General features: G+C 63.1%; 25 protein-coding genes and 1 pseudogene. 17 read left to right on the top strand and 9 right to left on the bottom strand.

Features of this window, described 5'->3' with window-relative positions; translation table 11 throughout:
• The first annotated feature begins 160 nt into the window (after nucleotides 1–160).
• From NKH50_RS09845 to NKH50_RS09805, 9 genes are all read left to right on the top strand, one after another.
• Nucleotides 161–1,060: a LysR family transcriptional regulator gene (locus NKH50_RS09845; RefSeq protein ID WP_023717897.1), complete on the top strand. Its 900-nt coding sequence runs from the start codon at nucleotides 161–163 to the stop codon at nucleotides 1,058–1,060.
• A 133-nt stretch (nucleotides 1,061–1,193) separates the two neighbouring features.
• Nucleotides 1,194–1,673: a formate dehydrogenase subunit gamma gene (locus NKH50_RS09840; RefSeq protein WP_352488066.1), complete on the top strand. Its 480-nt coding sequence runs from the start codon at nucleotides 1,194–1,196 to the stop codon at nucleotides 1,671–1,673.
• Nucleotides 1,670–3,226, top strand: coding sequence for a formate dehydrogenase beta subunit (locus NKH50_RS09835; protein ID WP_352878298.1), 1,557 nt, complete (start codon nucleotides 1,670–1,672; stop codon nucleotides 3,224–3,226). Before NKH50_RS09840 ends, NKH50_RS09835 begins: the two co-directional genes overlap by 4 nt.
• A 12-nt stretch (nucleotides 3,227–3,238) precedes the next feature.
• The gene (gene fdhF / locus NKH50_RS09830; protein ID WP_352878296.1) at nucleotides 3,239–6,151 is read left to right on the top strand and encodes a formate dehydrogenase subunit alpha; all 2,913 of its coding nucleotides are present in this window, start codon (nucleotides 3,239–3,241) and stop codon (nucleotides 6,149–6,151) included.
• 3 nt (nucleotides 6,152–6,154) lie between these two features.
• Entirely contained in the window at nucleotides 6,155–6,985 is an 831-nt protein-coding gene (gene fdhD, locus NKH50_RS09825) for a formate dehydrogenase accessory sulfurtransferase FdhD (protein ID WP_352878293.1), read from the top strand.
• Nucleotides 6,975–7,280: a formate dehydrogenase subunit delta gene (locus tag NKH50_RS09820; protein WP_352476045.1), complete on the top strand. Its 306-nt coding sequence runs from the start codon at nucleotides 6,975–6,977 to the stop codon at nucleotides 7,278–7,280. The genes fdhD and NKH50_RS09820 overlap by 11 nt, the downstream gene beginning before the upstream one ends.
• A gap of 104 nt (nucleotides 7,281–7,384) precedes the next feature.
• Nucleotides 7,385–8,938: an alpha/beta fold hydrolase gene (locus NKH50_RS09815; RefSeq protein ID WP_352878289.1), complete on the top strand. Its 1,554-nt coding sequence runs from the start codon at nucleotides 7,385–7,387 to the stop codon at nucleotides 8,936–8,938.
• Between the two features lie 112 nt (nucleotides 8,939–9,050).
• Nucleotides 9,051–9,524: a carboxymuconolactone decarboxylase family protein gene (locus NKH50_RS09810; protein ID WP_352878286.1), complete on the top strand. Its 474-nt coding sequence runs from the start codon at nucleotides 9,051–9,053 to the stop codon at nucleotides 9,522–9,524.
• Between the two features lie 77 nt (nucleotides 9,525–9,601).
• Entirely contained in the window at nucleotides 9,602–9,964 is a 363-nt protein-coding gene (locus NKH50_RS09805; RefSeq protein WP_352448516.1) for a nuclear transport factor 2 family protein, read from the top strand.
• A gap of 269 nt (nucleotides 9,965–10,233) precedes the next feature.
• On the opposite strand, the gene NKH50_RS09800 is transcribed toward NKH50_RS09805, so the two are convergent.
• Nucleotides 10,234–10,734, bottom strand: a complete 501-nt coding sequence (locus NKH50_RS09800) for an MmcB family DNA repair protein (RefSeq protein WP_352448515.1) — start codon at nucleotides 10,732–10,734, stop codon at nucleotides 10,234–10,236.
• A 220-nt stretch (nucleotides 10,735–10,954) separates the two neighbouring features.
• Here NKH50_RS09800 and NKH50_RS09795 point away from each other — a divergent pair, with 220 nt between their 5' ends.
• Both NKH50_RS09795 and NKH50_RS09790 read left to right on the top strand, forming a co-directional pair.
• Nucleotides 10,955–11,260 (top strand): hypothetical protein, encoded by a 306-nt coding sequence (locus tag NKH50_RS09795; RefSeq protein WP_352878283.1) that lies wholly within the window; start codon nucleotides 10,955–10,957, stop codon nucleotides 11,258–11,260.
• A 116-nt stretch (nucleotides 11,261–11,376) separates the two neighbouring features.
• On the top strand, nucleotides 11,377–12,381 hold the full coding sequence (locus tag NKH50_RS09790; RefSeq protein ID WP_352878281.1) for a beta family protein: 1,005 nt from the start codon (nucleotides 11,377–11,379) through the stop codon (nucleotides 12,379–12,381).
• A 69-nt stretch (nucleotides 12,382–12,450) separates the two neighbouring features.
• On the opposite strand, the pseudogene NKH50_RS09785 reads toward NKH50_RS09790, so the two are convergent.
• Nucleotides 12,451–12,936 (bottom strand): annotated as a pseudogene (locus tag NKH50_RS09785) (sce7726 family protein); the annotation flags it as partial.
• A gap of 474 nt (nucleotides 12,937–13,410) precedes the next feature.
• Between NKH50_RS09785 and NKH50_RS09780 the strand changes: the two are divergent.
• The gene (locus tag NKH50_RS09780) at nucleotides 13,411–13,587 is read left to right on the top strand and encodes a hypothetical protein (RefSeq protein ID WP_352878279.1); all 177 of its coding nucleotides are present in this window, start codon (nucleotides 13,411–13,413) and stop codon (nucleotides 13,585–13,587) included.
• Here the strand turns inward: NKH50_RS09780 and NKH50_RS09775 are convergent.
• The gene (locus NKH50_RS09775) at nucleotides 13,580–13,879 is read right to left on the bottom strand and encodes a DUF1330 domain-containing protein (protein ID WP_023717905.1); all 300 of its coding nucleotides are present in this window, start codon (nucleotides 13,877–13,879) and stop codon (nucleotides 13,580–13,582) included. The genes NKH50_RS09780 and NKH50_RS09775 overlap by 8 nt on opposite strands.
• 153 nt (nucleotides 13,880–14,032) lie before the next feature.
• Between NKH50_RS09775 and NKH50_RS09770 the strand changes: the two genes are divergently transcribed.
• The 3 genes from NKH50_RS09770 to NKH50_RS09760 all read left to right on the top strand — a co-directional run bounded on the left by NKH50_RS09770 (nucleotide 14,033) and on the right by NKH50_RS09760 (nucleotide 14,771).
• Nucleotides 14,033–14,359, top strand: coding sequence for a GYD domain-containing protein (locus tag NKH50_RS09770; protein WP_352476054.1), 327 nt, complete (start codon nucleotides 14,033–14,035; stop codon nucleotides 14,357–14,359).
• 157 nt (nucleotides 14,360–14,516) lie between these two features.
• Nucleotides 14,517–14,645 (top strand): hypothetical protein, encoded by a 129-nt coding sequence (locus NKH50_RS09765; RefSeq protein WP_352878276.1) that lies wholly within the window; start codon nucleotides 14,517–14,519, stop codon nucleotides 14,643–14,645.
• Nucleotides 14,646–14,771 (top strand): hypothetical protein, encoded by a 126-nt coding sequence (locus tag NKH50_RS09760; RefSeq protein WP_352506924.1) that lies wholly within the window; start codon nucleotides 14,646–14,648, stop codon nucleotides 14,769–14,771.
• A gap of 100 nt (nucleotides 14,772–14,871) precedes the next feature.
• Here the strand turns inward: NKH50_RS09760 and NKH50_RS09755 are convergent, their stop codons facing one another.
• Nucleotides 14,872–15,111, bottom strand: a complete 240-nt coding sequence (locus NKH50_RS09755; RefSeq protein WP_352878273.1) for a hypothetical protein — start codon at nucleotides 15,109–15,111, stop codon at nucleotides 14,872–14,874.
• On the opposite strand from NKH50_RS09755, the gene NKH50_RS09750 reads away from it, so the two are divergent.
• Nucleotides 15,110–15,727: a L,D-transpeptidase gene (locus tag NKH50_RS09750; RefSeq protein ID WP_352506997.1), complete on the top strand. Its 618-nt coding sequence runs from the start codon at nucleotides 15,110–15,112 to the stop codon at nucleotides 15,725–15,727. The two genes, NKH50_RS09755 and NKH50_RS09750, sit on opposite strands and share 2 nt — an antisense overlap.
• A 110-nt stretch (nucleotides 15,728–15,837) precedes the next feature.
• Here NKH50_RS09750 and NKH50_RS09745 read toward each other — a convergent pair whose 3' ends face one another.
• The 5 genes from NKH50_RS09745 to NKH50_RS09725 form a co-directional block, all read right to left on the bottom strand.
• Entirely contained in the window at nucleotides 15,838–16,407 is a 570-nt protein-coding gene (locus NKH50_RS09745) for a NifU family protein (protein ID WP_023676386.1), read from the bottom strand.
• 278 nt (nucleotides 16,408–16,685) lie between these two features.
• Nucleotides 16,686–17,177, bottom strand: a complete 492-nt coding sequence (locus NKH50_RS09740; protein WP_023717912.1) for a universal stress protein — start codon at nucleotides 17,175–17,177, stop codon at nucleotides 16,686–16,688.
• A 183-nt stretch (nucleotides 17,178–17,360) separates the two neighbouring features.
• Complete coding sequence (gene trpS, locus NKH50_RS09735) at nucleotides 17,361–18,437, bottom strand: tryptophan--tRNA ligase (protein ID WP_352644518.1); 1,077 nt, start codon at nucleotides 18,435–18,437, stop codon at nucleotides 17,361–17,363.
• A gap of 281 nt (nucleotides 18,438–18,718) precedes the next feature.
• Nucleotides 18,719–20,317, bottom strand: coding sequence for a murein biosynthesis integral membrane protein MurJ (gene murJ / locus NKH50_RS09730; protein WP_352878269.1), 1,599 nt, complete (start codon nucleotides 20,315–20,317; stop codon nucleotides 18,719–18,721).
• Between the two features lie 46 nt (nucleotides 20,318–20,363).
• Nucleotides 20,364–23,162, bottom strand: a complete 2,799-nt coding sequence (locus tag NKH50_RS09725) for a [protein-PII] uridylyltransferase (RefSeq protein ID WP_352878266.1) — start codon at nucleotides 23,160–23,162, stop codon at nucleotides 20,364–20,366.
• A gap of 229 nt (nucleotides 23,163–23,391) precedes the next feature.
• Here NKH50_RS09725 and NKH50_RS09720 point away from each other — a divergent pair, with 229 nt between their 5' ends.
• A complete protein-coding gene (locus NKH50_RS09720; RefSeq protein ID WP_352878263.1) occupies nucleotides 23,392–25,896 on the top strand; it encodes a heavy metal translocating P-type ATPase in 2,505 nt (834 codons plus the stop codon).
• The last annotated feature ends 28 nt before the right edge of the window (nucleotides 25,897–25,924 follow it).

Genomic DNA, 25,924 nt, shown 5'->3' with positions numbered 1-25,924 from the left:
CGTCTCATCCACATAGCGCCGCATTCCATCGCGGGAAACAGTAAGCCGGCTGAAAGATGTGGATGCGGACGATTTACAGAGGCGGCTTGCGGCCGAAGGCGATTTCCACGACGTTGCGCGCTACGATCGGACACAGCGTCCGTGACAGGCTCCCGACGGCATGATCGACAAGCTGGAATTCTTCATAGCACTTGCCAGGGAAGAACATTTCGGCCGGGCGGCGGAGGTGTGCGGCGTCACCCAACCGACGCTTTCGGCCGGCATCAAGCAGCTGGAGGGCCAGCTCGGCGTGATGCTGGTGCTGCGCGGCTCGCGCTTCCAGGGGCTGACGCCGGAAGGCAAGCAGGTGCTGGTTTGGGCGCGCCGCATCGTCGGCGACAGCAGGACCATGCGCGAAGAGATGCGGGCGGCACGCCACGGCCTGTCGGGGCGCATCCGTATCGCGGCGATCCCGACGGCGCTCGCCATGGTGGCGCGATTGACGACACCGTTTCGGGCAAAGCACCCCGGCGTCACCTTTTCGGTGCTGTCGCGGACCTCGATCGAGGTGCTGTCGCTGCTCGGCAATTTCGACATCGACGCCGGCATCACCTATCTCGATAACGAGCCGCTCGGGCGCGTCACCAGCGTGCCGCTATACGACGAGCGCTACCAGCTGATCACCGCGGTCGGGAACCCCTATTTCGACCGCGACAAAGTGACATGGGCGGAACTCAGCCAGCTGCCGCTCTGCCTGCTGACGCCGGACATGCAGAACCGCCGCATCATCGACCAGCATCTGGCCGAAGCCGGCGTGCAGGTGCGGCCGACATTGGAATCCAACTCGATGATCGTGCTGTTTTCGCATATCCGCACCGGCAAATGGTCGTCGATCATGCCGCTTAACCTTGCGGAAACGTTCGGCTTTTCCGAGCCGATCCGGGCTATCCCGATCGTCGAGCCGGATGCCAGCCACACCGTCGGGTTGGTGGCGGCGCCGCGCGAGCCGCACACGCCGCTGGTCTCGGCGCTGTTGGACGAGGCAATGGCGCTGGCGGACGATTTCCGCGCCCGTCGCTAGGCTAGAAAATGCTGGTGACCGCCAACGATAGAAAATTTCTATCGAGCAACGGATCGGCTTTATTGATTTAGCGGGTTTCCTCTGATTTCCTAAGCACTTAGCGGAAGACCGCCACGACCAGGGAGGGCGCTGCATGACGATGCAGCCTGCAAGTACCGAGATCGCATCGCGCACGGCGGCGATCATCCACGAGCTAAAAAGCCTCGAAGGCCCGCTGTTGCCGATCCTGCACGGCATACAGGAAGAGTTCGGCTATGTGCCGCAGGAGGCGCTGCCGGTCATCGCCGAGGCGCTGAACATCTCCAGGGCCGAGGTGCATGGCGTCGTCACCTTCTATCATGATTATCGCAGCCAGCCGGCCGGCCGGCATGTGCTGAAGCTTTGCCAGGCGGAAGCCTGCCAGTCGATGGGTTCGGATGCGATTGCCGCCAAGCTCAAGCAATTGCTGGGCATCGGTTTTCACGAGACAACCCGCGACGGTTCGGTGACGCTGGAGCCGGTCTATTGCCTCGGCCTTTGCGCCTGCTCGCCGTCGGCGATGCTGGACGGCGAGGTGATCGGGCGGCTCGATGACGAAAAGCTCAATGAAATCGTTGCCGAGGTGCGCTCATGATCCCGCGTATCTACATTCCCGGCGATTCCGGCGCGCTGGCGCTGGGTGCGGAAAAGGTCGCCAAGGCGGTTCGGGCGGAATTGGCCGAGCGCGGCATCGAGGCCAAGATCGTGCGCAACGGCTCGCGCGGCGCCTATTTCCTCGAGCCGATGGTCGAAGTGGCGACAGCTAATGGCCGCGTCGCCTACGGGCCGGTGAAGCCCTCAGACGTCAAAAGCCTGTTCGACTGCGGCTTCCTCACCGGCGGCCACCACAAGCGCTGGCTGGGCGCACCGGACAAGATCCCGTTCCTGGCCAAACAGACGCGGCTGACCTTTGCGCGCTGCGGCGTCACCGATCCGCTGTCGCTCGATCACTACAAGGCGCATGGCGGGCTGAACGGCCTGCAGAATGCAGTGGCGATGACGCCGGCCGACATCGTCAAACAGGTGACCGAGTCCGGGCTGCGCGGTCGTGGCGGCGCCGGCTTCCCGACCGGCATCAAATGGAAGACGGTGCTCGATACGTCGGCCGCCCGCAAATACATCGTCTGCAATGCCGATGAAGGCGATTCCGGCACGTTCGCCGACCGCATGATCATGGAAGGCGACCCTTTCGTGCTGATCGAAGGCATGGCGATCGCCGGCATCGCCACCGGCGCGACGAAGGGGTTCATCTATATCCGCTCCGAATATCCGCATGCGGTGGCGGCGATGCAGAAGGCCGTCGAGATCGCCCGCAAGGCCGGCGTGCTCGGCGTCAATGTGCTCGGCTCGGCCAATTCATTCGACATGGAAGTCCGCATCGGCGCCGGCGCCTATGTTTGCGGCGAGGAGACGGCGCTGCTCGACAGCCTCGAAGGCAAGCGCGGACAGGTGCGGGCCAAACCGCCACTGCCGGCGCACAAGGGCCTGTTCGGCAAGCCGACGGTGATCAACAACGTCATCTCGCTGGCCTCGGTGCCGGTGATCATGGACAAGGGCGCCGCCTTCTACAAGGATTTCGGCATGGGCCGTTCGCGCGGCACCATCCCGATCCAGATTGCCGGCAACGTCAAATATCCCGGTCTCTACGAGGCGGCGTTCGGCATGACGCTGGGTGAGATCGTCGACGATATCGGCGGCGGCACGGCGACCGGGCGTCCGGTCAAGGCTGTGCAAGTGGGTGGCCCGCTCGGCGCCTATTTCCCGCGCGCCCTGTTCGACACCCCGTTCGACTACGAAGCGTTTGCCGCCAAGGACGGGCTGATCGGCCATGCCGGCATCGTCGTTTTCGACGACAGCGCCGACATGCTGAAGCAGGCACGCTTTGCCATGGAATTCTGCGCTATCGAAAGCTGCGGCAAGTGCACGCCGTGCCGCATCGGCTCGACGCGCGGCGTCGAGGTGCTGGACCGGCTCGCCCAGAACATCGAACCGGAAAAGCAGATCGCACTGGTCACCGACCTTTGCAACACGATGAAGTTCGGCTCGCTTTGCGCTCTCGGCGGCTTCACCCCATATCCAGTGATGAGTGCACTCAACCATTTCCCGGACGACTTTCGGCCGACGCCGGTCGCCGAAGCAGCGGAATAGGAGCGGACAGGCATGAACGCGGCATTCGACATCAAATCGCTGGTCCAGGAAATCGACTACGGCACACCCGCCTCCGAAGCCGAACAGCAGGTAACGCTGACAGTCGACGGCAAGTCGGTGACGGTGCCGGCGGGCACCTCGATCATGCGCGCTTCGATGGAAGCGGGCGTTGAAATCCCGAAGCTGTGCGCTACCGACATGCTGGATTCGTTTGGCTCCTGCCGGGTCTGCCTCGTCGAGATCGACGGGCGCGGCGGCACGCCGGCCTCGTGCACGACGCCGGTCGGCGAAGGCATGGTCGTGCACACACAGAGCGACCGGCTGAACGCCATTCGCCGCGGGGTGATGGAACTCTACGTCTCTGACCACCCGGTGGCGTGGGGCGAGAAGGCCGGCACCGGCGCCAGCGAGTTCGACAAGGTCGCCAGGACGGTCGGCCTGACCGAGAACCGCTACGGCGTGGACGGCCGCAACCACGTGAAGCAGGAAAACGGCGTGGCGCCCGGCCATGGCTCGCTGACGATCGACTACATCGCCCGCGATGAATCAAACCCCTATTTCACCTACGATCCGGCACAGTGCATCGTCTGTTCGCGCTGCGTGCGCGCCTGTGAGGAGGTGCAGGGCACGTTCGCGCTGACCATCGAGGGACGCGGCTTCGAATCCAGGGTCTCGGCCGGGATGCACGAGGCGTTCGTCGATTCCGAATGCGTGTCGTGCGGGGCCTGCGTGCAGGCCTGCCCGACCGATGCGCTGAGGGAAAAGACCGTGCTGGCGAAAGGCCTGCCCGAGCGCTCGACCGTCACCACCTGCGCCTATTGCGGCGTCGGCTGCTCGTTCAAGGCCGAGGTCAAGGGCGACGAGGTCATCCGCATGATGCCCTACAAGGCAGGCAAGGCCAACCACGGCCACTCCTGCGTCAAGGGCCGCTTCGCCTATGGCTATGCGACGCACAAGGACCGTATCCTGAAGCCGATGATCCGCGAGCGGGTCAGTGATCCGTGGCGCGAAGTTTCGTGGGAAGAGGCGCTCACCCACACGGCGAACGAATTCCGCCGCATCCAATACCAGTACGGCCGCACCTCGATCGGCGGCATCACCTCCTCGCGCTGCACCAACGAGGAGACCTACCTCGTCCAGAAGCTTGTCCGGCAGGGCTTCCGCAACAACAATGTCGACACCTGCGCTCGGGTCTGCCATTCGCCGACCGGCTATGGTCTCGGCCAGACCTTCGGCACCTCAGCCGGCACGCAGGACTTCGATTCGATCGAGCAGACGGACGTCATCCTGCTGATCGGCGCCAATCCGACCGATGCGCATCCGGTGTTCGCTTCGCGCATGAAAAAGCGCATGCGACAGGGCGCCAAGCTGATCGTGCTCGATCCGCGCCGCACCGATATCGTGCGCTCGGCCCATGTCGAGGCTCAGTACCATCTACCGCTGAAGCCGGGCACCAACGTCGCCATGCTGACGGCGCTTGCCCATGTCATCGTCACCGAAGGCCTGTTCGACGAGGCCTTCATCCGCGAGCGCTGCGACTGGGACGAGTTCCAGGACTGGGCATCGTTCGTGGCACTGCCGGAAAACAGCCCGGAGGTCGTCGGCCAGCTTGCCAATGTCGATCCCGACGACATACGCGGCGCGGCCCGGCTCTACGCCCGCGGCGGCAACGGCGCGATCTATTACGGCCTCGGCGTGACCGAGCACAGCCAAGGCTCGACCACCGTCATCGCCATTGCCAACCTCGCCATGGCGACCGGCAATATCGGCCGGCCGGGCGTCGGCGTGAATCCGCTGCGCGGCCAGAACAATGTGCAGGGCTCCTGCGACATGGGCTCGTTCCCGCACGAGCTTCCCGGCTATCGCCACATTTCAGGCGACGCGGTGCGCGCCATCTATGAGAGCCTGTGGGGCGTCAAGCTCGACGACGAGCCCGGCCTGCGCATCCCCAATATGCTGGACGCAGCCGTCGACGGTTCGTTCAAGGGGCTCTATGTGCAGGGCGAGGATATCCTGCAGTCGGATCCCGACACCAAGCATGTCGCCGCCGGACTGGCGGCGATGGAATGCGTGGTCGTGCACGATCTCTTCCTCAACGAGACGGCCAATTACGCGCATGTCTTCCTGCCCGGCTCGACCTTCCTCGAGAAGGATGGCACCTTCACCAATGCTGAGCGCCGCATCAACATGGTGCGTAAGGTGATGGAGCCGAAATGCGGCTATGCCGACTGGGAAACGACGCAGGAGCTCGCCAAGGCGCTCGGCCTCGGCTGGACCTACACGCATCCGTCGCAGATCATGGACGAGATCGCCAAGACGACGCCGAGCTTCGCCGGCGTTTCCTTCGACCTCCTCGACAGAGTGGGCTCGGTGCAGTGGCCCTGCAACGAGAAGTCGCCGGAGGGCACGCCGATCATGCATATTGGCGGCTTCGTGCGCGGCAAAGGCAAGTTCATCCGCACCGAATACGTCGCGACCGACGAGAGGACCGGGCCGCGCTTCCCGCTGCTGCTGACCACCGGCCGCATCCTGTCGCAATACAATGTCGGCGCGCAGACCCGGCGTACCGAGAACGTGGTCTGGCATAGCGAGGACCGGCTGGAGATCCATCCGCACGATGCGGAAAATCGCGGCCTGCGCGACGGCGACTGGGTGCGGCTGACCAGCCGCTCAGGCGAGACGACGCTGCGCGCGCTGATCACCGAGCGGGTGTCGCCAGGCGTCGTCTATACGACCTTCCACCATCCCGACACCCAGGCCAACGTCATCACCACCGACTTCTCCGACTGGGCGACCAACTGCCCGGAATACAAGGTGACCGCAGTGCAGGTGGGCGCGTCCAACGGCCCGTCGGAATGGCAGCGCGACTATGACGAGCAGGCAAAGCAAAGCCGCCGTATCGCGAAGTTGGAAGCGGCGGAGTAGTCCTTGACCGCGCGCCGCAAAGCCATTGCGCAGATCTCGCGGCTGGCGCGCCGCGCCGGCGGCACCGCGGCCGCCAACCGGATGGTGCCGGAAGAGACGCCGGTGGCGTTCTCCTTTGCCGGCACCACGCATGCGGTGATGATGGCAAGTCCGGCTGATTTCGAGGATTTCGCGCTCGGCTTCTCGCTGACCGAAGGCATCATTGCCTCGCCGGACGAAATCGAAGCCATCGAGGTCGAGGATCACGGCGCCGGCATCGACATCCAGATCCGGCTGAAGGACCAGGCCAACACCCGCTTCGAAGCGCGGCGAAGACGGCTGGCCGGCCCGGTCGGCTGCGGGTTGTGCGGCATCGAATCGATCGAGGAGGCGATGCGCTCGGTAAACTCGGTCGGTGCGTCAACACTTACGCTTCAGGCCAACGATATCGTCCGTTCGGTCAAGCTGCTGTCGAAGGTGCAGCCGCTGCACACCGAGACTGGTGCCGTCCACGCCGCCGGTTTTTACCTTCCCGACAGAGGCGTCGTCATGGCGCGCGAGGATGTCGGCCGCCACAATGCGCTGGACAAGCTGGCCGGCGCGCTGGCCAGGGCCGGTATCGACGGCGCCAGCGGTGCCGTCGTCGTCACGTCGCGCGTTTCGGTCGAGATGGTGCAGAAGACTGCGGCGATCGGCTCGGCCGTCATCATTGCCGTCTCGGCGCCGACCGCACTTGCCATCCGCACCGCGGACGAGGCCGGCATGACGCTGGTGGCGCTGGTACGCGGCGACGATTTCGATATTTTCACCCATCCTGACCGCGTGGTTTCCGGAGTTGCCAAGCATGTCGCATGACGAAGGCCACCTCATGAGCACCAGCGAAAAGCTGGTTCGCATGGCCAACCAGATTGCCGCCTTTTTCCACTCAAAGCCGCGCGAGCAAGGCATTGCCGGCGTCGCCGAGCACATCAACAAGTTCTGGGAGCCGAGGATGCGCCGGCAATTGTTCGAGATGCTGGACAGCGGTGGCGAGGGGTTCAACGAGCTTGTCGTCGCGGCCGCGCCGCACATCAAGCGGCCGGGCGCGCCGGAGGGCTCAGGTTTTAGCGTCGGCGGAGCGAACACCGAGACCGCCGCGTCACAGAAGTAGCCGTCGCGGGCCCACATTCACTCGCGCTAAAGTTTCATCTGCCGCAAGCTGCGTGGCTCTGCTATGATCGCCGACAAGAAATCGTCGGGTCGGGCGGACAACTCGTGAGGCCGATCGAAACTCGCTACGCGCTCAGCGGCGACGTGCGGATCGCCTATCAGGTGGTCGGCCAGGGGTCGCTCGATCTCGTCTTCGTGCCGGGTTTCATTTCCAATCTCGACCTGCACTGGGAAGACGAGGGCTATAGCCGGCTGTTGAAGCGGCTTTCCGCGTTCTCAAGGCTGATCCTGTTCGACAAGCGCGGCACCGGCCTGTCCGACCGCGTCGATGTCCACCACCTGCCCAGCCTCGAAACCCGCATGGACGATGTGCGCGCCGTGATGGATGCGACCGGCAGCGGCCGCGCCGCCTTGCTCGGCGCTTCGGAAGGCGCGCCGATGGCAATGCTGTTCGCCGCCACCTACCCGGAGCGGACGCGGGCGCTGGCGCTTTATGGCGGCTATGCGCATTTCCACAAATGGGTGATGCCGCCGGAACGCCTCGAGGCCTTCATCGCGACGGCGGAGACCGCATGGGGCACCGGCGCCACCCTGCCGCATTTCGCGCCCGGTCGCGTCGACGATCCGCGTTTCGCCACATGGTGGGCGCGCTTCGAGCGGCTGTCGGCGAGCCCGACGGCGGCTATCGCCCTGGCCCGCATGAATGCAGCAATCGACGTGCGCGGCGTGCTGGCGGCGATCAGCGCACCGACGCTGCTCATCCACCGCCGAAACGATGCACGCGTCGACCCGGAGGCCAGCCGTTTCCTGGCAAGGAAGATCCCGAATTCGCGATTGGTCGAGGTGCCCGGGCGCGACCACCCGATCTGGACCGGCGATGTCGACCGGGTGGCCGATGTGATCGAGGAATTCCTGACCGGAGCGCGCATCGTTGCCGAGGTGGAACGAGTGCTGGCAGCACTTCTGGTCACCCGGATCTACGACACGGCGCGGCTTGGCGACCGCATGTGGAGCGAGCGCAGCCAGCGTTTTCAGGAAACATGGCGCCTGCTGGTCGGGCGCCATGGCGGCCGCCCGGCCGGCACACATGGCGAGCTGATGATGGCGCGTTTCGACGGCCCGGCGCGGGCCGTACGCTGCGCGGCGGCGCTGCGCGAGGCGGCGCAGGAGATCGGCGTCGCCAGCGCGCAGGGCGTGCATGTCGGCGAGGTCGAGTTGCGCGGACCGCCGACGGGATTGACGGCGCGCGTGACGATGCAGCTCGCCGCCCATGCCGGGCGCGGCGACATAATCGCATCGCGGCTGGTCGCCGACCTCGCCGCCGGTTCAGGCCTTCATTTCAATGACGCCGGACGCATCGCACTTGACGAGCTGGATGAGCCGCTGGCGTTGGTGCAGGCGACCTCGGAACAGCATCTGGAGCCGACCTTGCGGCCGAAGGCCAAGGCTGCCGAGCCGGCCGCACTGACGGCGCGCGAAAGCGAGGTGGTGAACCTTATTGCCGACGGCAAGAGCAATGCCGCAATCGCCGCCGAACTCGGGCTGAGCGAACACACGGTCAAGCGCCACGTCGCCAATATTCTGCTCAAGCTGGACCTGCCGTCGCGGGCGGCGGCAGCGGCGTTCTCGGTCCGGCACGCTGGCCCGCACGGGCCATAACAGCCATGGCGCTTTCGGGCGAAGCGGCTGGGCATGCCTGAGCGCTATCACTTCGTCCCATGCAGGCCAGGCGGATATCGCCGGGAAAAGGCGCTGCGAAGGGAGAAATAAAATGCTGAAGCCGACACTCAAATCGCTGGTGCTGGCGGCAGGCGTTGGCGCGCTGCTGGCGATAGTTCCTGCCAAGGCCGAGGACGCCTCGGCGACGGCCGCCTACAAGGACATCCAGGCAACGCTCGGCTCGGTGCCGGACATGTTCAAGACGCTGCCGGACGTCGCTGTCGCCGGCGCCTGGGCCGAGATCAAGGGCGTGCAGCTCAACCCGAACACCGCGCTCGACGGCAAGACCAAGGAATTGATGGGCCTCGCCGTCGCCTCGCAGATCCCCTGCCAGTACTGCATCTATTTCCACACGCAGGCGGCCAAACTCAATGGCGCCAGCGACGAGGAGATCAAGGAGGCGGTGGCGATGGCGGCGATCGTGCGCCACTGGTCGACGATGCTCAACGGCAGCCAGGTCGATCTCGCCACTTTCAAGAAGCAGTCCGACGAGGTGTTCGCGGCCGTCAAGGCGAAGTCGCAGTGAACCACCTGCCCGTCTATGAGCGCCGGGCGGTTCTGATCAATTGAACGCCCGGTGAAGACGGGCCTATGGAGGAAAAAATGCTGACCAAGACACAGACGATAGACGGCGCTGCGATCAAGAAGGCGATTGAGGGCCGTGATGGAAAATTGCTGGCGAGCTTCTATGCCGACGACGCATTGGTGCGGGTGATCGACCGCAACAACCCGCCGAGCAAGCCGCGCGAAATCCGCGGGCGCGCAGCGATCACCACGTTCTGGGACGACATCTGCAGCCGGGCGATGACCCACAAGGTCGACACCACCATCGCCGACGGCAACAATCTCGCCTTCACCCAGGCCTGCTCCTATCCGGACGGGACCAAGGTATTCTGCGCGGCGATGCTGGAGCTGAAGAACGGCCAGATCGCGCGGCAGACCGTCGTGCAGGCGTGGGACGAGTGAGGCGGCCATATTCGGTACCAGATGGGCATTTGCCAGGCCGCGTACCCCACCCCTAACCCCTCCCCACAAGGGGGAGGGAGACGATGCCGCTGCTGTTTCGGCTAGAATTGTCGAAGTTAATGCTAAGTGGCGCTGCCGCTGCGAAGTTCCCCTCCCCCTTGTGGGGAGGGGCTAGGGGTGGGGGTCTTCTTCGCAAGAATCCGCTGCGGTGCACGGGAGCAGGTGGCGGCAGCCGGGTAGCGCAACCCTCAATTACGGCGAACGAAATCCTACTCGCTCTCGCCGTCCAGCGCCGGCACCGACACGCCGGCAAGCTCCGCCGCCAGCAGCCGCGACGCACCGGCGCGCGCGATCCTCAGCATCAGCGCCTTGCGCGTCGCCGCTGCCATGCGGTGCTCGGGCGCATCGCGCAAAATCTCGGCACCATAGCCGTCGGAAAGAATGAACCCGCACTCCTCCGGAAAGATCTCGGACGGCACGCCGGGATGGGTGGCGAAGAAGAAGCGATCGGAATGCAGCCGGTAGTCCGGCCATTTGCGGTCGACCCTGAAATCCTCGATCGAGGATTTGATCTCGATGATCCAGATGTCGCCCTGGCGGGTCAGCGCGACGAGATCGGCGCGGCGGCCGGTGGCCAGCGACAGTTCGGGCAAGACATGCGCGCCCATCTGCTTGAGCAGCCGCTGCACGCCGCGCCTGACCAGCATGGCGCGCTCCGACTGGCGGCCGTCGATGAGCGGGTTGAGGGGTAGAGGCGAGATGATCGGCATGACCGCACCATGCCAGATTTTGTTCACGGTTTGAACCTGCTTTTTGAGGGCGATTGTATATTTGACAACCCGGTGACGAAGCAGGAGCGCGCTGCTATGAATCGCGCATGGGGTTTATCGATCAACTTAAAGCAGTCTGGCCGCTGATATGCAGGCTCCGTGGGGTTTTGCACCAGTCGCCGTCGCATTGCTCTTTGCCGGATGGGCGGCAGGACGATTTATGTTCAACGAGCGCATCGCAACGCTCAAAAGTCGCATCGAAAAGCGTGATGAAACCATTTCCGAACTTAGAGGCGCTAGCCCAGAGGCAGATGGGAATAATCAGTCAGCCCGCAATATCCTTCTTGGGCGCTTAACCGCGCAATACATGGCCAGCCACGACGGACTAAGCCCCCGCATGTTGGCGGGCTTGGAGTCTCCGCCGGTCGAATGGATCAACGCCGAACTTGAGAAGCTTGGGGAGGACTGGCGTGTTCGAAATGCCAAAGGCAAAATCGAGACATTTGACCCGGCGAAGTGGGGCTAGACTAAAGGCGCTACCCAGCCGTAGGGGAATGGGCGCGTTAATTTCAGCGGGCCATCCGCTATCCTAAATGAATTCCGAATGCTACGGTCCCCAAAATAAATACTTGGGGGGATCACATGCCATATCGTTATATGCCCGTTGTCCGCACTAAAGCTGGGGAAGCTGATGCGCTTGGGAACTTGTCGCCAGCAGCAAGAGTGCGGGTGTTTCCCATCATAAGACTTGGCGGTACAGTTCCTGCTACTTTTTTGCCGAAGATGATTGCCAACGCCGCTGGTTTTCCAATCGCTCTGGACGGTATCCACAACTTCACAGTTACGGGGAGCGCTGTTGCATACACTGCCCTATTCAATGGCCTTGGTGCTGGTGGAGTGCCGGTCATACCGACTTTGTCGATCCGGGCTCAACCGGCATACAATCTGGCAGCGGCAGGATTGGCTGGAACATATGGTCCAGGTTTTGTTTTGCATGTGCCTGTAGCTGACTTACCCCATCTTGCGCCTTGGGTAGCCAACGTTCCCGCATGGAATCCAAATCAAATTGACGTTGTCATTGACGTTGCAGGGGTAGCCGAACATGCGCCTATTCCTTACGCAAACTATGTTGCGCACACGATAAATGCCTCATTGGCTGCTAATCACCCTTGGAGGTCGGTGACCCTTCATTCTTGGAGCGCGCCAAAAGATCATGGTCCTCTAAATCCGGGCCGCAATGATGTTGCGCGCTTGGACTGGCAGATATGGCAACTGGTCAGAGGGCTTGTCCCCTTCCAACTCGACTATTCGGATTCAGGTCACGTCCACCCTTCGCTGGACGAAGTGCCGGGTTATGCAATGGCCAACGCTACCGTAAGTGTTCGCTACGCCATTGATGATCAATGGATTATTCACAAAGGGGTTAGAACCAGCGGTCACAACGGGATTGACATGGGAACTCAATATAGAGGCCATGCTCAAACGCTAATGGCAGATCCTGCGTTCGGTGGTCTAGCGGTCGCCTCTTGGGGTGACGGGCGCATTCAGCACTACGCCGCCGCACCCGGCGGCGCAGGGGGGCGGGGCCAATGGGCCGCTCTGCTGTTGAACCGCCATATCTCGCATGTAGCTGACAGGTTGCCGTAACCACGCGATTCTGGACTTCAGAACTTGCCGAACTTCATCGCCAAGGTCCGAGAAGGATAACTCTTGGGCGAGCCTTTGGTGAATGGCTTTCGCGGGCTTGCTTCGCCAACCACTGGCGAGCCCGTGCGCCTCAAGAACTTCAAGCGCCTCCTCTTTCCAGAGAAGGCCAGCTATTAGGCTCGGATCTGGAGAAGGGTTTCTAGACCCGCACTTGTGATGTTCTAAGGTGACGCCATTATCTGTTTGCTCTGCAACCATCACTCCCCACCAGTTTGGAATGATGTCGCTGGCTTTCTCGGCGTGCCGCCGCCCGACAACAAGCGTCACCTGATCGAATACACGACTGTAGACGTCAGCCTGTACCGGAAGCCGCTGGAGCGTATCGCTATCGCTTTTGAGTTCGAAGCCAGCCAATTCGCCGTTGATAACGGCAAGATCAACGCGAACGGAGCCCGACCACACGCCCATCTCTTCAACGATGCGAGTGTCTACGTCGTCTCTGTGCAAGGCCTCCAGGTAATTTCTCACCGCTAGCCTGACATCCCTATCGCGCATTTTGCTCCGTAAGTATCGGCTTCGTTTCGGCAGCGTAACGGCAAAAGGTTAACAGAACTTTTACCAATTGGTCAAGGAATCACAGGTTGCAATCGACCCTATTCGTAGTTATTTTTTGGCCTTCCTGCTTGGTCGGCGGTGCCTTCACCACTTTCTTCGATACGCGGTCAAAGGCTTCCTCTGACTCGTCTGTTTCGAGCTTTCGCGCGGCCTCCTTGAATTTCTATACTGTCCATTAGTCATTCGGATGTTTCAGAGTTCTTGCGTTGCATAACGGCTCCTTGGCGGGGCGTGGGCTTGGTGAATACACCTGCTTCACCGATGAAAGCGACCTTACTGCACGGTATATGAATATTGGCGGCTTAACATGCGGGACGGCTTTAGTTCCCGAGCTATTTTCGATTCTCGCCCGATACCAGGAACGCATGCCTTACCACGGGCGGCTCCAGTGGAATCACAAAACGCAACCACCATGTGTTCGAGGATCTGATTGACGAGTTCTTCTATCTAAATGGGGAACACCTGGGCGATTTCCACGCGCTCGTTGTGGACATGCATAAGTTCGACCACATGACCTTCAAGGAGGGCGACAACCGGATAATCGCCTTGTTGATGGCGACTATCTCGTTGACAAACCCGGCCCTCAGCTAACCGGCATCATGCCCTCCAGAGCAATAATTCTCGTCTTTGCGCAGCGTTCGCGGATGGCCTTGAGGCGGCCGTATTCTGGAGAGTCGTACCATGCCAGGAGGGATGCCATGTCCGGGAATTCGACAATGACGAGGCGATGAGGTTCCCAATCGCCCTCCAGAACTTTGGTGGCCCCGCCGCGAGCGATGTACCTCCCCCCATAGCGGGCTTCGGTTGCCGGCACATCCCGGCGGTATTCCTCGAAAACGGCGGCGTCGGTTATGTCTACATCAGCAATGAGATATGCGGCCATTGACCTTACTCCCCTTGGGAAAGGCAATTGAAACAGGTCTATTAGCGGCCCCGCAACTAGGCCAGCGGTACTACGCCTCGGAAACGACTCGCGTTCTCCCGGATTGGGGCGCTTAACTGTCTTGGTGGGGGCAGCTCTGGGAGGAGACGAACCATGCCGATGTATCTCACGCGATTCAGCTACAGGCCCGAAACCTGGGCGCGCTTGATGGATAATCCCGAGGATAGACGCGAGGCTGCCCGTTCCTATATCGAGTCGGTCGGCGGAAAGCTGCACGGGTTCTGGTATGCCTTCGGAGAGTACGATGGCTGGAACCTGTGGGAGGCGCCGGACAACGTGTCCATGGCCTCTGTCATGCTCGCCATTGGTGCGGGAGGCGCGCTCAGCTCATACGAGACCACCGTCCTGTTAAGTGTCGAAGAGACGATGGAAGCCCTTGGGAAAGCCAAGTCGATCCGGTATCGCCCACCGGGATCGTGACCGCCGCCCGCGCTTTGCGGAGTGTGGAAGGCTAGGTAACGCTTGCTCGCGAACGGCGCCCGTCGCTAAACTTTTGCGCAAAATCCGCTGCGGCTCTTGGCAGCGCCGGCAGCTTGCGCTTTCAATGTCGGCTACGGTGTTTTACGAGGAGCATTAGATGACGGAAGATGACGTCCGGAAATCAGCGACGCCGGAGGAAATCCGCTCGGCCATCGGAGGCTGGGCGGTGCTTGGGGCAATTATCGTTGCCGTGTTTGGTGCGGCCTACGTCATGATCGATAGTTGAATGGCCAACGATCCTGGTCGCCCCGATGGATTGCCTGAAAAGATCGGCACGGTCCTTGGTGCATTGGTGGTGATCGGCACGTTCGGGCTTCTGGCTTGGGCCGTGCTTCGCGGCGTCCTTTATTAAACCCGGCCTGTCTGGACTTTCCCCTGCGGCGGCCGCGTCTCAGGCCGATCTCCTCGTAGCAACGGATGGTCTTGGCCGCAGGCCAGAGCGCCGGGCAGCGTCACCGACATTCATGGGTGATTTCTTCGTCTCCTGGTCCTTGTTCCTGGCCCATTGATTTTGCAACATAATCCTGCGGGGGCTGTTGCCGAAATGCCATAGTCGCAGGTTTACCAGCACGCAAGCGCAAGGATATAGGCATCGCCCGCTTGGCAAGCAAAGCAAATGCCAGCATGAATGAAGATGAAAAAAGCGGCCGACTCGAGCCGCTGTTGTTTGGGCAGGCATCGGACCTTTTCATGCGCATGAAGTCACTTGCAATCGTCGCGGCCCTGGCGCTGTCGACGGCTGTCGCCGGTTGCAGCACCATCGGCTCGCAGATCTTCACCAACAACTACGGCGCGGTGACCGACGCCGGCTATCACCTGCCGCGCGTTCCGATCGAAAAGGTGCCGTTCAAATACCGCCGGCAGATCGTCGACTACGACACCAGGGAAAAGCCGGGCACCATTATCGTCGATACGCAGAACAAGTTCCTCTTTTTCGTCATGGGCGACGGCGAAGCGATGCGCTACGGCATCGGCGTCGGCCGTGAGGGTTTCGAATGGCACGGCACCGCCCATATCGCGCTGAAGCGCGAATGGCCGACCTGGACACCGCCTTCGCAGATGATCAAGCGCCAGCCGGAGTTGGCCAAGTTTGCCGGTGGCATGGAGCCGGGGTTGAAGAACCCGCTCGGCGCGCGCGCCATGTACCTGTTCAACAAGGGCGGCGACATGGGTTATCGCCTGCATGGCAGCCCGGAATGGAATTCGATCGGCAAGGCGATGTCGTCGGGCTGCATCCGGCTGATGAACCAGGACATTATCGACCTCTACGACCGCACCTCGGTCGGCGCCAAGGTCATTGTGATATAAAACCCTTATACGCGGACCGTCTAGGCAACAACACAGACGTCGCAAACAGAAAACCGGGCACTTTGGCCCGGTTTTTTGTTGTCTATCGACGTTGACGATGGAACGGTGCGTCAGGAGACCTGTTCGACGTGCTGCACTTCCGGCACAAAGTGCCGGAGCAGGTTCTGGATGCCGTGCTTCAGCGTCGCCGTCGACGACGGACAGCCGGCGCAGGCGCCCTTCATGTGCAGGAACACGGTGCCGTTCTCAAAGCCGCGGAAGGTGATGTCGCCGCCATCCTGGGCCACCGCTGGGCGCACCCGCGTGTCGAGCAGCTCCTTGATGGTGACGACCAACTCCTCGTCGGCCTTGTCGTAGAATTCGCCGGTCTGGCTGGTCTCGGCGGCGGGGCCGGCCTTGGCCATCACCGGGGCGCCGGACATGAAATGCTCCATGATGGCGCCGAGGATAGCCGGCTTCAGATGCTGCCAGTCGGGGCCGTCCTTGGTCACGGTGATGAAATCATAGCCGAAGAAGACGCCGGTGACGCCGGGGATTTCGAACAGCCGGCCGGCGAGCGGCGAAGCCGTCGCGGCGCTATCGGCATCGCGGAAATCGGCGGTGCCTTCTTGCAGCACTTCCTTGCCGGGCAGGAATTTCAGCGTCGCCGGGTTTGGCGTCGACTCGGTCTGGATGAACATGGCCGTCTCCGTGCCCATTTCGGGCAACTAGTTTGGAATAGTTCTAATTAGGCTTTATCCGCCCGACATTCAAGCGAAAGGCATCGCGGGGAACGGCTGGCTGGCGGAATGTTTTGCTAGCGCCCTGAAACGCTTGGAGATGTGTTGAGATTCAGGTCAGGCCGAGCCGAAAATGGTGGGTTCCGAGAACCGGAGCGGAGCGTACTTTTGGTACGTGAGCACCGAAAGCGCAGGAAGCCGCCAATTGCAGGCCGGCCTCACCTGAATATCAGCGCATCTCAGGCGAGGCTGTCGATCTCTTCGTCCGACAGGTTCTGCGGCACCACCGTGACGGGAATCGGAAAGGCGGCGCCCTTGCCGGCGACCGCGCCGACCAGCGGCCCCGGCCCCTCCTTGCCGGCGCCTGCCGCCAGCACCAGGATGGCGATGTCCTGGTCTTCCTCGATCAGCTTGTGAATCTCTTCGGTCGGCTTGCCTTCGCGCACCACCAGTTCCGGCTCGATGCCGAGCTTCTGGCGCACCTTGTTGGCATAGCTGTCGAGTGCGGCACGCGCCGTGGCGGTCGCCTCCTCGCGCATGATCTTCTCGACGCCCAGCCAGTGCTGGAAATCATCCGGCTCGATGACATAGAGCAGCACCAGCACGCCGCCCGTGCTTTGCGCCCGCTTCGAGGCATAGGCGACGGCGCGCTCGCATTCCGGCGTGTCGTCGATGATCGCCAGGAACTTACGGCGATGACCGGCTTCGCGGCTGAGGCGTTTGGAGACCATATTCACCCTGTTCGATGGTTTCGGTCGCAATCTGCCACCGCCACAGCCCGCCCGCAAGCGACAGGCGGCTGTGGCAATGCTGGTGCGGCTTGAAGCGCGTCGCGTTCGACCAGCGACGCGCTTCAGGTTCTTGTTTTATGCATGTCGTTATCGCAAACCGCTGCACACTTTGCGCGACATGCATCAGCCTTGCAGCAGGCCGATAATGTCGCGCACGGTCTTCATGGTCGCTTCGGCCAATGTGCCGGCACGCTCGCCGCCATCCCGCAGCACCGCGTCGACATAGGCGCGGTCGCCGGAGATGCGGCGCATCTCACCGGCGATCGGCGCCAGCTTTTCCACGGCGAGATCGGCAAGCGCCGGCTTGAACACCGAAAACTGCTGGCCGCCGAACTCTTGCAGCACCGCCTCTTTCGATATTTCGGCGAGGCCGGCATAGATGCCGACGAGGTTCTCCGCTTCCGGCCGGCCGGCAAGGCCGTCCAGTTCGCCGGGCAAAGCCTCCGGATCGGTCTTGGCCTTGCGGATCTTCTTCGAGATGGCATCGGCATCGTCGGTCAGGTTGATGCGCGACAGGTCCGACGGGTCGGACTTCGACATCTTCTTCGAACCGTCGCGCAGCGACATGATGCGTGCCGCCGGGCCGCCGATGACCGGCTCGGTCAGCGGGAAATAGCCGTTCACCCTCTCTTCGCCGACCTGCATCTCGACGCCGACGCCAAGCGCTGCGATGCGGTCCGAAAAGTCGTTGTTGAATTTCTGCGCGATGTCGCGGGTCAGCTCCAGATGCTGCTTCTGGTCGTCGCCGACCGGCACGTGGGTGGCGCGGTAGACGAGGATGTCGGCGGCCATCAGGGAGGGGTAGGCGAGCAGGCCGAGCGAGGCGTTCTCGCGGTCCTTGCCGGCCTTGTCCTTGAACTGCGTCATGCGGTTCATCCAACCGATGCGCGCCACGCAGTTGAAGATCCAGGCAAGCTCGGCGTGCTGCATCACCCGCGACTGGTTGAAGACGATGTGCTTGGTCGGGTCGATGCCGGAGGCGAGAAACGCCGCGGTGATCGACCGCGTCTGGTCCTGCAGATCCTCATGGACGAGCTGTGCGGTCAGCGAATGCAGGTCGACGACGCAGTAGATGCAGTCGGAGGTGTCCTGCAGGGCGACGAATTTCTTGATGGCGCCGAGATAGTTGCCGAGATGCAGATTGCCGGTTGGCTGGACGCCGGAAAAGACGAGCGGTTTGAAGGCGGGCTGATCGGTCATGGTGTTTCCCTGGCTTGTGGAGGGCCGTTTCGCGCGCGGCGAAAGTCTTGCGACGGCGCGCTTATGGACGAGAGCGAGGAGACGATCAAGAGGGGCGTTGGCCAGGGCGCGCAGGCTTTGACGTCGGCCGAACAGAAGGCTGTTTGAGGGATGGCGCCGACCAGAAATAAAAACCCGCCTCGGTGGGCGGGTCGTTGGAGCCAATTAGCACCATACCAAGATTAGTAGCATAGCTGCCGGCACAAAGCAAGAACAAAATTGGCGCTGATGAATTTTCCCCCTCACGGATCCGGAGAGTGCTCCTTGACCGGCTGGGACGCCTTCCGCCCGATATTGCGGCGGATCATGCCGAAATCGGCGCCGCCGGTGGCGAAGGCGGTGACGAAGTAAAGCAGCGCGCCGCCGGCGACGAGCGCAAGCAAGGTTACCGCCTTGATCACCAGCGGCGAGCCGGAGCCGAGACTTGCGGCGAACCAGTGTTCGGCAAAATAGAGCGCCGCGGCCATCACCGCCGCCGACAGCACCAGCCGCGGGATGCGTTTCATGAGCGGCACGTCGCGGCCCCAATGGCCGCGCCGGATCAGCACGGCGAGCAGCATCGCCGCATTGACCCAGCCGGCGACAGCGGAGGCAACGGCAATGCCGGGCGCGCCCATCGTCGGAAACAGCGTCAGCGCCGTCGTAATGTTAACCGCCACCGAGATGGCGGCAAAAATCATCGGCGTGCGCGTGTCCTCGCGGGCGAAATAGCCTGGGGTGAACGCCTTGATCAGCACGAAGGCCGGCAAGCCGAGGCCAAAGATCGCCAGGATTGCCGCGACCGTCGGCGTCGAATTGTTGGTGGCGAAGGCGCCGCGCTCATAGACCAGCCGCACGATCGGCTCGGACATGACCAACAGTGCGGCCGCCGCCGGCAACGTCATGAAAAGGGTAAACTCGACCGAGCGGTTCTGCAGATTGGCGGCTTCGACCAGATTGCCCGATTTCAGCGCCCGCGACAGTTCCGGCAGAAGCACGATGGCGACGGCGACGCCGACGACGCCCAACGGCAGCTGGTAAACGCGGTCGGCATAGGCCAGCGACGACACCGCGCTGTCCTGCGCCGATGCGATCGCCGTGCCGATCAGCTGGTTGATCTGGGTGATGCCGCCGGTGATGGCCGCCGGCAGTGCCAGGATCAGCAGCCGCTTGACGTTCGGCGTCATCTTCGGCCGGCGGAAGCCGATCGAGATGCCGGCATGGCGCACCGCCGCCCAGACGATCGTCAGTTGCACTAGGCCGGCCGCCAGCACACCCCAGGCCAGGCCGAAACCAACGGTGCGGGCGTCCGAACCCTTGTACCAGGCATAGGCGAGCACGGCGATAAGGATGACGTTAAGGAACACCGGTGCCACCGCGGCGGCGAAATAGCGGCGCAGCGAATTCAGCATGCCGGCCATCATGGCGCCAAGCGACATGCAGATCAGGTAGGGGAACATGACGGTCGCCAGCGCCACCGTCGTTTCGAATTTTCCCGGCGTATCGGCAAAGCCCGGCGCCACCAGGTAGCGCACGATCAGCGGCATCGCCAGTTCCATGGCGATGGTCAGCGCCAGAAGCGCCGTGAACAAGACGCCGAACACCTCTTCGGAAAAGCGCTTGGCGCCGTCGGTGCCGTGCGTCTCGATCTCCTTGGCGAACAGCGGCACGAAGGCGGCGTTGAAGGCGCCTTCGGCGAACAGTCGGCGAAAGGTGTTGGGGAACTGGAAGGCGGCGTTGAAGGCGTCGGCGATCGGCCCGGTGCCGAGTGCGGCGGCCATCAGCATCTCGCGGCCGAAGCCGAGAGCCCGGCTCATCAGCGTGCCGGAAGCGACCGTGGCGAATTTCTTGACAAGGCTCATGCGCTGGAAGACTGCCTGTGGGATTGGGGCAAATGGAAGGTAACAGTCACTCGGCGGCCGTTTTGGTCTTGCCGCGCTCGGACGCCGTGCCCTCGAGCACCGCGATCAGCCTGTTGCGGATGGTCGCCGTACGCGACGGGCTGTCGATCTTCTGGCCGGTGAGATCGGTGACGTAGAACGTGTCGATGACCTTTTCGCCGAAGGTGGTGATGTGGGCCGAGGCGATGTCGAGCGACAGGTCCGACAACATGCCGGTGATCTCCGACAGAAGCCCCGGCCTGTCCAGCCCCTCGACCTCGATCACCGAGAACCGGTTCGACAGCGTGTTGCGGATCTCGGCGCGTGGCGGGATGCGGAAAACCTTGGCGCCGCGACGCGGCTTGGTGCGCTTCTCGATCATTTCAGGCAGCCAGCTCTTGCCCGACAGCACGTCCTCGATCAGCCGGCCGACGCGCTCGGCGCGGCGGCGCTCGTCTTCGTCGCGGTCGAACTCCCTCGAGATAAGGATGGTGTCGAGCGCGCGGCCATCCGAGGTGGTGAAGATCTGCGCGTCGACGATGTTGCCGCCGGCCGCGGCACAGGCGCCGGCAATCACCGAGAGCAGGCGCGGATGGTCCTGCGCCAGCACGGTGATCTCGGTCACCGCCTCGAACTGGTGGGTTTTCACCATGGTGGCGAGCTTCTTGCCGGCATGGTCGGCTTCGCGGATGAATTCGGCATGGCGGAGCTGGTCGGGAAGATCGACCGCCAGCAGATAGTTCTCGTAGTGCTGGCCGACGTAACGCTTGCGGGCCTTTTCCGGCCAGTCGGCAAGCGCTTCGGCGAGTTGTTCGCGCGCCGCCGCCGTCCGTTTGGCGCGCGACACCTCCGAAAACCCGCCGGTCAACAAAAGCTCGGTCTCGTAGTAGAGCGTGCGCAGCAACTGGCCCTTCCAGCCGTTCCAGACCCCAGGCCCCACGCCACGAATATCGCAAACGGTAAGCACCAAAAGCATCTTCAGCCGTTCGACCGACTGCACGATGGCGGCAAAATCCTCGATCGTCTTGCGGTCGTTGAGATCGCGGGTCTGCGCCGTCATCGACATGACGAGGTGGTTCTCGACCAGCCAGGCGACCGTTTCGGTGTCGGCCGGCGAGAGCCCCATATGCGGGCAGATGCGCCGGGCGATCCTGGCGCCGGCTTGCGAATGGTCCTCCGGCCTGCCCTTGGCGATGTCATGCAGCAGCACGGCGACATAGAGCGCCTCGCGGCTCTTCTTCAGTCCCGGCATCAGCGAGTGGGAGAGCGGATGGACCTTTTCGCCGTCACCGCGTTCGATCTCGGCCAGCACGCCGATGCAGCGGATCAAATGCTCGTCCACCGTGTAGTGGTGGTACATCGAGAACTGCATCATGGCGACGATCTTGCCGAAGTCCGGGATTAGCTTAGCAAGCAATCCGGCCTCGTTCATGCGCCGCAAGTTGAGCTCGGCGTTGCGGTCCGAGGTCAAGATATCGAGGAACAGCCGGTTGGCCTCCTCGTCGCGCCTGAGCGCCTTGCCGACGAGGCCGAGCGAACGGGTGAGAAGCTTCAGCGCATCGGGGTGGAATTCCAGGCCGTGCCTGTCGGCAAACCAGAACAGCCTGAGCAGGTTGACCGGATCGCGCTCGAACACCTCGCCGTCGGCAATGTTGATGCGGTGGTTGTCGACGATGAAGTCGGCCGTGCCGGCGAGCTTGCGTTTGCGCCGCGAGAAGGTGAGGAAAATGCGGTTGAAGCCCGGCACATGCTTGGCCTGCTCCTCCTCGAGCGCGGCGCAGAAAATGCGGGTCAGGTCACCGACGTCCTTGGCGACGAGGAAGTAGTGCTTCATGAAGCGCTCGACCGCCGACAGGCCGGGATGGGTGGTGTAGCCGAGCCGCTCGGCAATGTCGCGCTGGATGTCGAAATGCAGCCGCTCCTCGGCCTTGCCGGTGAGGAAATGCATGTGGCAGCGCACCGCCCACAGGAAGTCCTCGGCCTTCTGGAATTCCCTGTATTCGGCGTCGGTGAAGACACCCTTGTCGACCAGTTCCTCGCCGGTGCGCACCCGGTAGAAATATTTGCCGATCCAGAACAGCGTCTGCAGGTCGCGCAGGCCGCCCTTGCCGTCCTTGACGTTCGGTTCGACCAGATAGCGGCTCTCGCCGGCCTTGGCGTGGCGCTCGTCGCGTTCGGCGAGCTTGGCCTGGACATATTCGGGGCCGGTGGTGCGCACCACTTCGTGGTCGAAGCGCTGCAAAAGCTCGTCATAGAGTTTTTGCTCGCCCCATAGGAAACGCGCTTCCAGGATCGAGGTGCGGATGGTGACGTCGGTGCGCGACAGCCTGAGGCATTCGTCGATGTTGCGCGTGGCGTGGCCGACCTTCAGCCCCAGATCCCACAGCATGTAGAGCATGTATTCGACAATCTGCTCGCCCCACGGCGTCTGCTTGTAGGGCAGCAGGAACAGGAGATCGATGTCGGAGCCCGGCGCCAGCGTGCCGCGGCCGTAGCCGCCGACGGCGACGACCGCCATGCGCTCGGCGGATGACGGGTTTTTCACGCGATAGACGTGGGTGGCGGCGAAATCGTAGAGCGCGCGGATGATCTCGTCCATCAGATGCGACAGCCGGGCGGCGCAGGCGGTGCCGCTGCCGTCGTCCATCAGCATGCGTTCGGCGACCGTGCGGCCGTCGGCCAGCCGGCTTTTGAGAAGCTTGAGAACACCGCTGCGCGCGGCCTTGCCCGAACCGTCGCCGGCCGTGGCCGCGGTCACTTCGGTCATCTCGCGACGCAAGGCCTCGCCGTCGACCAATTCCTCGAGCTTCAGTGATATTCTTGCCATAGATGCCGTTCGGCCTCGCCGTTTCGGCGGCGTCTATAGCGCGTTTTCGCGGCGCTGGGTATGGGGCGGACGGACGCGTTCTCCGCAGCGGTGGAACGGGACGATCGTCTCGTGCCGCGCAGCCGGTTCGGTTTGGGCTTGGCCGCGAAAAATCGAAAATCGGCCCTTGACCTTCCAGTCACTGGAAGCACTACCTCCGCCGCAACATCGAAATACAGGGGCTTTCGGCATGACGCATTCCGACCACCATCATCACGCCCATGGCAGCTGTTGCTCGGCAAAAGGCGCCACCTCTGCTGCGGACGCCGTCGTCCGCGATCCGGTCTGCGGCATGACCGTCGATCCGGCTGCCGGCAAGCCGACCGCCGAGCATGGCGGCCATCGCTATCATTTCTGCAGCGAAAGCTGCCGCTCCAAATTCATCGCCGAGCCGGAAAAATACCTGACGGCCACCGATCCCGTCTGCGGCATGAGCGTCGACCGCGCCACGGCCAGGTACTTTTTGCGGCACGCGGGCCAGGGTTTCTATTTCTGCTCCGCCGCTTGCCAGGCGAAGTTCGAGGCCGAGCCGGCAAAGTATCTCGGCGACAGGCCGGCGCCGCAGGCGATGCCGAAAGGCACGCAATACACCTGCCCGATGCACCCGGAAATCATCCGCGACAAGCCCGGCTCCTGCCCGATCTGCGGCATGGCGCTAGAGCCGATGGGGGTGCCGACCGGCGACGAGGGACCGAACCCCGAACTGGTCGACTTCACCAGGCGTTTCTGGGTGAGCGCAGTGCTGTCCGTGCCGTTGCTGGTCATCGTCATGGCACCGATGCTCGGCCTGACGTTCCAGGCTTTCATCGACGACGGTGCGAAGGTCTGGCTGGAACTGGCGCTGGCCAGTCCCGTGGTGCTGTGGGCGGCATTCCCGTTCTTCCACCGCGGCTTGGATTCGATCCTGAACCGCAGCCCCAATATGTGGACGCTGATTTCGCTCGGCGTCGGTGCCGCCTATCTCTACAGCGTCGTCGCCACCCTGTTTCCGGGCCTCTTTCCGCACCAGTTCCGCGGCCATGACGGCACCGTGCCGGTCTATTTCGAGGCGGCGGCGGTGATCGTCGCGCTGGTATTCCTCGGCCAGGTGCTGGAATTGCGCGCCCGTGAGAAAACCGGGTCGGCGATCCGTGCGCTGCTCGACCTGGCGCCGAAGACGGCGCGGCTGATCGGCGCGGACGGTTCCGAAAACGACGTGCCGCTCGATACGATCAAGGCCGGCGACCGCTTGCGCATCCGCCCCGGCGATGCCGTGCCGGTCGACGGCATTGTGCTCGAAGGACGCTCCTCCATCGACGAATCGATGATCACGGGCGAGCCGCTGCCGGTCGAAAAGACCGAAGGCGACGACCTCACCGGCGGCACGCTCAACAAGAACGGCTCCCTGGTCATGCGCGCCGAAAAGATCGGCGCCGAGACGACGCTGGCACGCATCGTCGAGCTGGTCGCCAAGGCGCAGCGTTCACGCGCACCGATCCAGGGGCTGGCCGACCGCGTCTCGTTCTACTTCGTCCCGGCTGTCGTGCTGGTCGCGATTATTGCGTTCGTCGCCTGGGCGGTCATCGGACCGCAACCCAGCCTGGTCTTTGCCGTCGTCGCGGCGGTCTCGGTGCTGATCATTGCCTGTCCGTGCGCACTGGGCCTCGCGACACCAATGTCGATCATGACCGCCACCGGGCGCGGCGCGCATGCCGGCGTGCTGATCAAGGAAGCGGCGGCGCTCGAACGTTTTGCCTCGGTCGACACGCTGATCGTCGACAAGACGGGAACGCTGACGGAAGGCCGGCCGCGACTGACCGACGTCGTCGCCGTCGAAGGCATGGCACAAGACGATCTGCTGGCGCTCGCCGCCGGGCTGGAAAAAGGCTCGGAGCATCCGCTGGCCGAGGCTATCGTCGACGGCGCCCACGAACGCGACGTGAAGGTCCCCGACGCGAGCGGCTTCGAGGCCGTCACCGGCAAGGGCGTTTCCGGCACGGTCTCGGGACAGAAAGTGGCGCTCGGCAATGCCGCGATGATGGCCGATCTCGGCATCGACACGGCATCGGTCCTGGCCAGTGCCGAGGCGCTGCAGGCCGACGGCAAGACCGCGATGTTCGTCGCTGTAGCAGGCAAGCTCGCCGGCCTCGTTGCCGTCGCCGATCCGATCAAGGCGACGACCGCCGAGGCGATCAAGGCCCTGCATGACAGCGGGCTGAAGATCGTCATGGCGACCGGCGACAATGAGCGCACCGCCAAGGCCATCGCAGCCAAGCTCGGCATCGACGCGGTGCGTGCCGGGCTTTTGCCCGAACAGAAGAACGCGCTGGTCGAGGAATTGCGTGCCGGCGGTGCGGGCGTCGCCATGGCCGGCGATGGCGTCAACGATGCGCCCGCACTTGCCGCCGCCGATGTCGGCATCGCGATGGGCACAGGCGCCGATGTTGCGGTCGAAAGTGCAGGAATAACGCTGGTCAAGGGCGATCTCAACGGCATCGTCAGGGCCAGGACGCTGGCCCGCGCGACGATCCGCAACATCCGCCAAAACCTGTTTTTCGCTTTCCTCTACAATGTGCTTGGCGTGCCGGTCGCTGCCGGCGTGCTCTATCCGCTCACCGGCACGCTGTTGTCGCCGATGCTCGCGGCGGCGGCGATGAGCCTGTCTTCGGTTTCGGTCATCGCCAACGCATTGCGGCTCAGGACGTTGAAACTCTGAGTAAAACTTCCAGATAGACCCTGTTCAA

This window comes from Mesorhizobium sp. M1027 (assembly GCF_040318745.1).
In the GTDB taxonomy this organism is placed as follows: Bacteria; Pseudomonadota; Alphaproteobacteria; order Rhizobiales; family Rhizobiaceae; genus Mesorhizobium.
Note: the sequence above shows the minus strand (reverse complement) of the source record. Positions and strands in the feature narration are given on the sequence as shown.

What these genes read in the sequence shown, in the direction of transcription:
- NKH50_RS09805 (WP_352448516.1), top strand. Translation starts at nt 9,602, where the DNA reads ATGCTGACCAAGACACAGACGATAGACGGCGCTGCGATCAAGAAGGCG.
- NKH50_RS09770 (WP_352476054.1), top strand. Translation starts at nt 14,033, where the DNA reads ATGCCGATGTATCTCACGCGATTCAGCTACAGGCCCGAAACCTGGGCG.
- NKH50_RS09790 (WP_352878281.1), top strand. Translation starts at nt 11,377, where the DNA reads ATGCCATATCGTTATATGCCCGTTGTCCGCACTAAAGCTGGGGAAGCT.
- NKH50_RS09845 (WP_023717897.1), top strand. Translation starts at nt 161, where the DNA reads ATGATCGACAAGCTGGAATTCTTCATAGCACTTGCCAGGGAAGAACAT.
- NKH50_RS09750 (WP_352506997.1), top strand. Translation starts at nt 15,110, where the DNA reads ATGCGCATGAAGTCACTTGCAATCGTCGCGGCCCTGGCGCTGTCGACG.
- NKH50_RS09755 (WP_352878273.1), bottom strand. Translation starts at nt 15,111, where the DNA reads ATGAAAAGGTCCGATGCCTGCCCAAACAACAGCGGCTCGAGTCGGCCG.
- NKH50_RS09810 (WP_352878286.1), top strand. Translation starts at nt 9,051, where the DNA reads ATGCTGAAGCCGACACTCAAATCGCTGGTGCTGGCGGCAGGCGTTGGC.
- NKH50_RS09795 (WP_352878283.1), top strand. Translation starts at nt 10,955, where the DNA reads ATGTTCAACGAGCGCATCGCAACGCTCAAAAGTCGCATCGAAAAGCGT.
- NKH50_RS09740 (WP_023717912.1), bottom strand. Translation starts at nt 17,177, where the DNA reads ATGGTCTCCAAACGCCTCAGCCGCGAAGCCGGTCATCGCCGTAAGTTC.
- trpS (WP_352644518.1), bottom strand. Translation starts at nt 18,437, where the DNA reads ATGACCGATCAGCCCGCCTTCAAACCGCTCGTCTTTTCCGGCGTCCAG.
- NKH50_RS09840 (WP_352488066.1), top strand. Translation starts at nt 1,194, where the DNA reads ATGACGATGCAGCCTGCAAGTACCGAGATCGCATCGCGCACGGCGGCG.
- NKH50_RS09725 (WP_352878266.1), bottom strand. Translation starts at nt 23,162, where the DNA reads ATGGCAAGAATATCACTGAAGCTCGAGGAATTGGTCGACGGCGAGGCC.
- NKH50_RS09820 (WP_352476045.1), top strand. Translation starts at nt 6,975, where the DNA reads ATGTCGCATGACGAAGGCCACCTCATGAGCACCAGCGAAAAGCTGGTT.
- NKH50_RS09745 (WP_023676386.1), bottom strand. Translation starts at nt 16,407, where the DNA reads ATGTTCATCCAGACCGAGTCGACGCCAAACCCGGCGACGCTGAAATTC.
- NKH50_RS09775 (WP_023717905.1), bottom strand. Translation starts at nt 13,879, where the DNA reads ATGGCCGCATATCTCATTGCTGATGTAGACATAACCGACGCCGCCGTT.
- NKH50_RS09760 (WP_352506924.1), top strand. Translation starts at nt 14,646, where the DNA reads ATGGCCAACGATCCTGGTCGCCCCGATGGATTGCCTGAAAAGATCGGC.
- NKH50_RS09765 (WP_352878276.1), top strand. Translation starts at nt 14,517, where the DNA reads ATGACGGAAGATGACGTCCGGAAATCAGCGACGCCGGAGGAAATCCGC.
- murJ (WP_352878269.1), bottom strand. Translation starts at nt 20,317, where the DNA reads ATGAGCCTTGTCAAGAAATTCGCCACGGTCGCTTCCGGCACGCTGATG.
- NKH50_RS09800 (WP_352448515.1), bottom strand. Translation starts at nt 10,734, where the DNA reads ATGCCGATCATCTCGCCTCTACCCCTCAACCCGCTCATCGACGGCCGC.
- fdhF (WP_352878296.1), top strand. Translation starts at nt 3,239, where the DNA reads ATGAACGCGGCATTCGACATCAAATCGCTGGTCCAGGAAATCGACTAC.
- NKH50_RS09835 (WP_352878298.1), top strand. Translation starts at nt 1,670, where the DNA reads ATGATCCCGCGTATCTACATTCCCGGCGATTCCGGCGCGCTGGCGCTG.
- NKH50_RS09720 (WP_352878263.1), top strand. Translation starts at nt 23,392, where the DNA reads ATGACGCATTCCGACCACCATCATCACGCCCATGGCAGCTGTTGCTCG.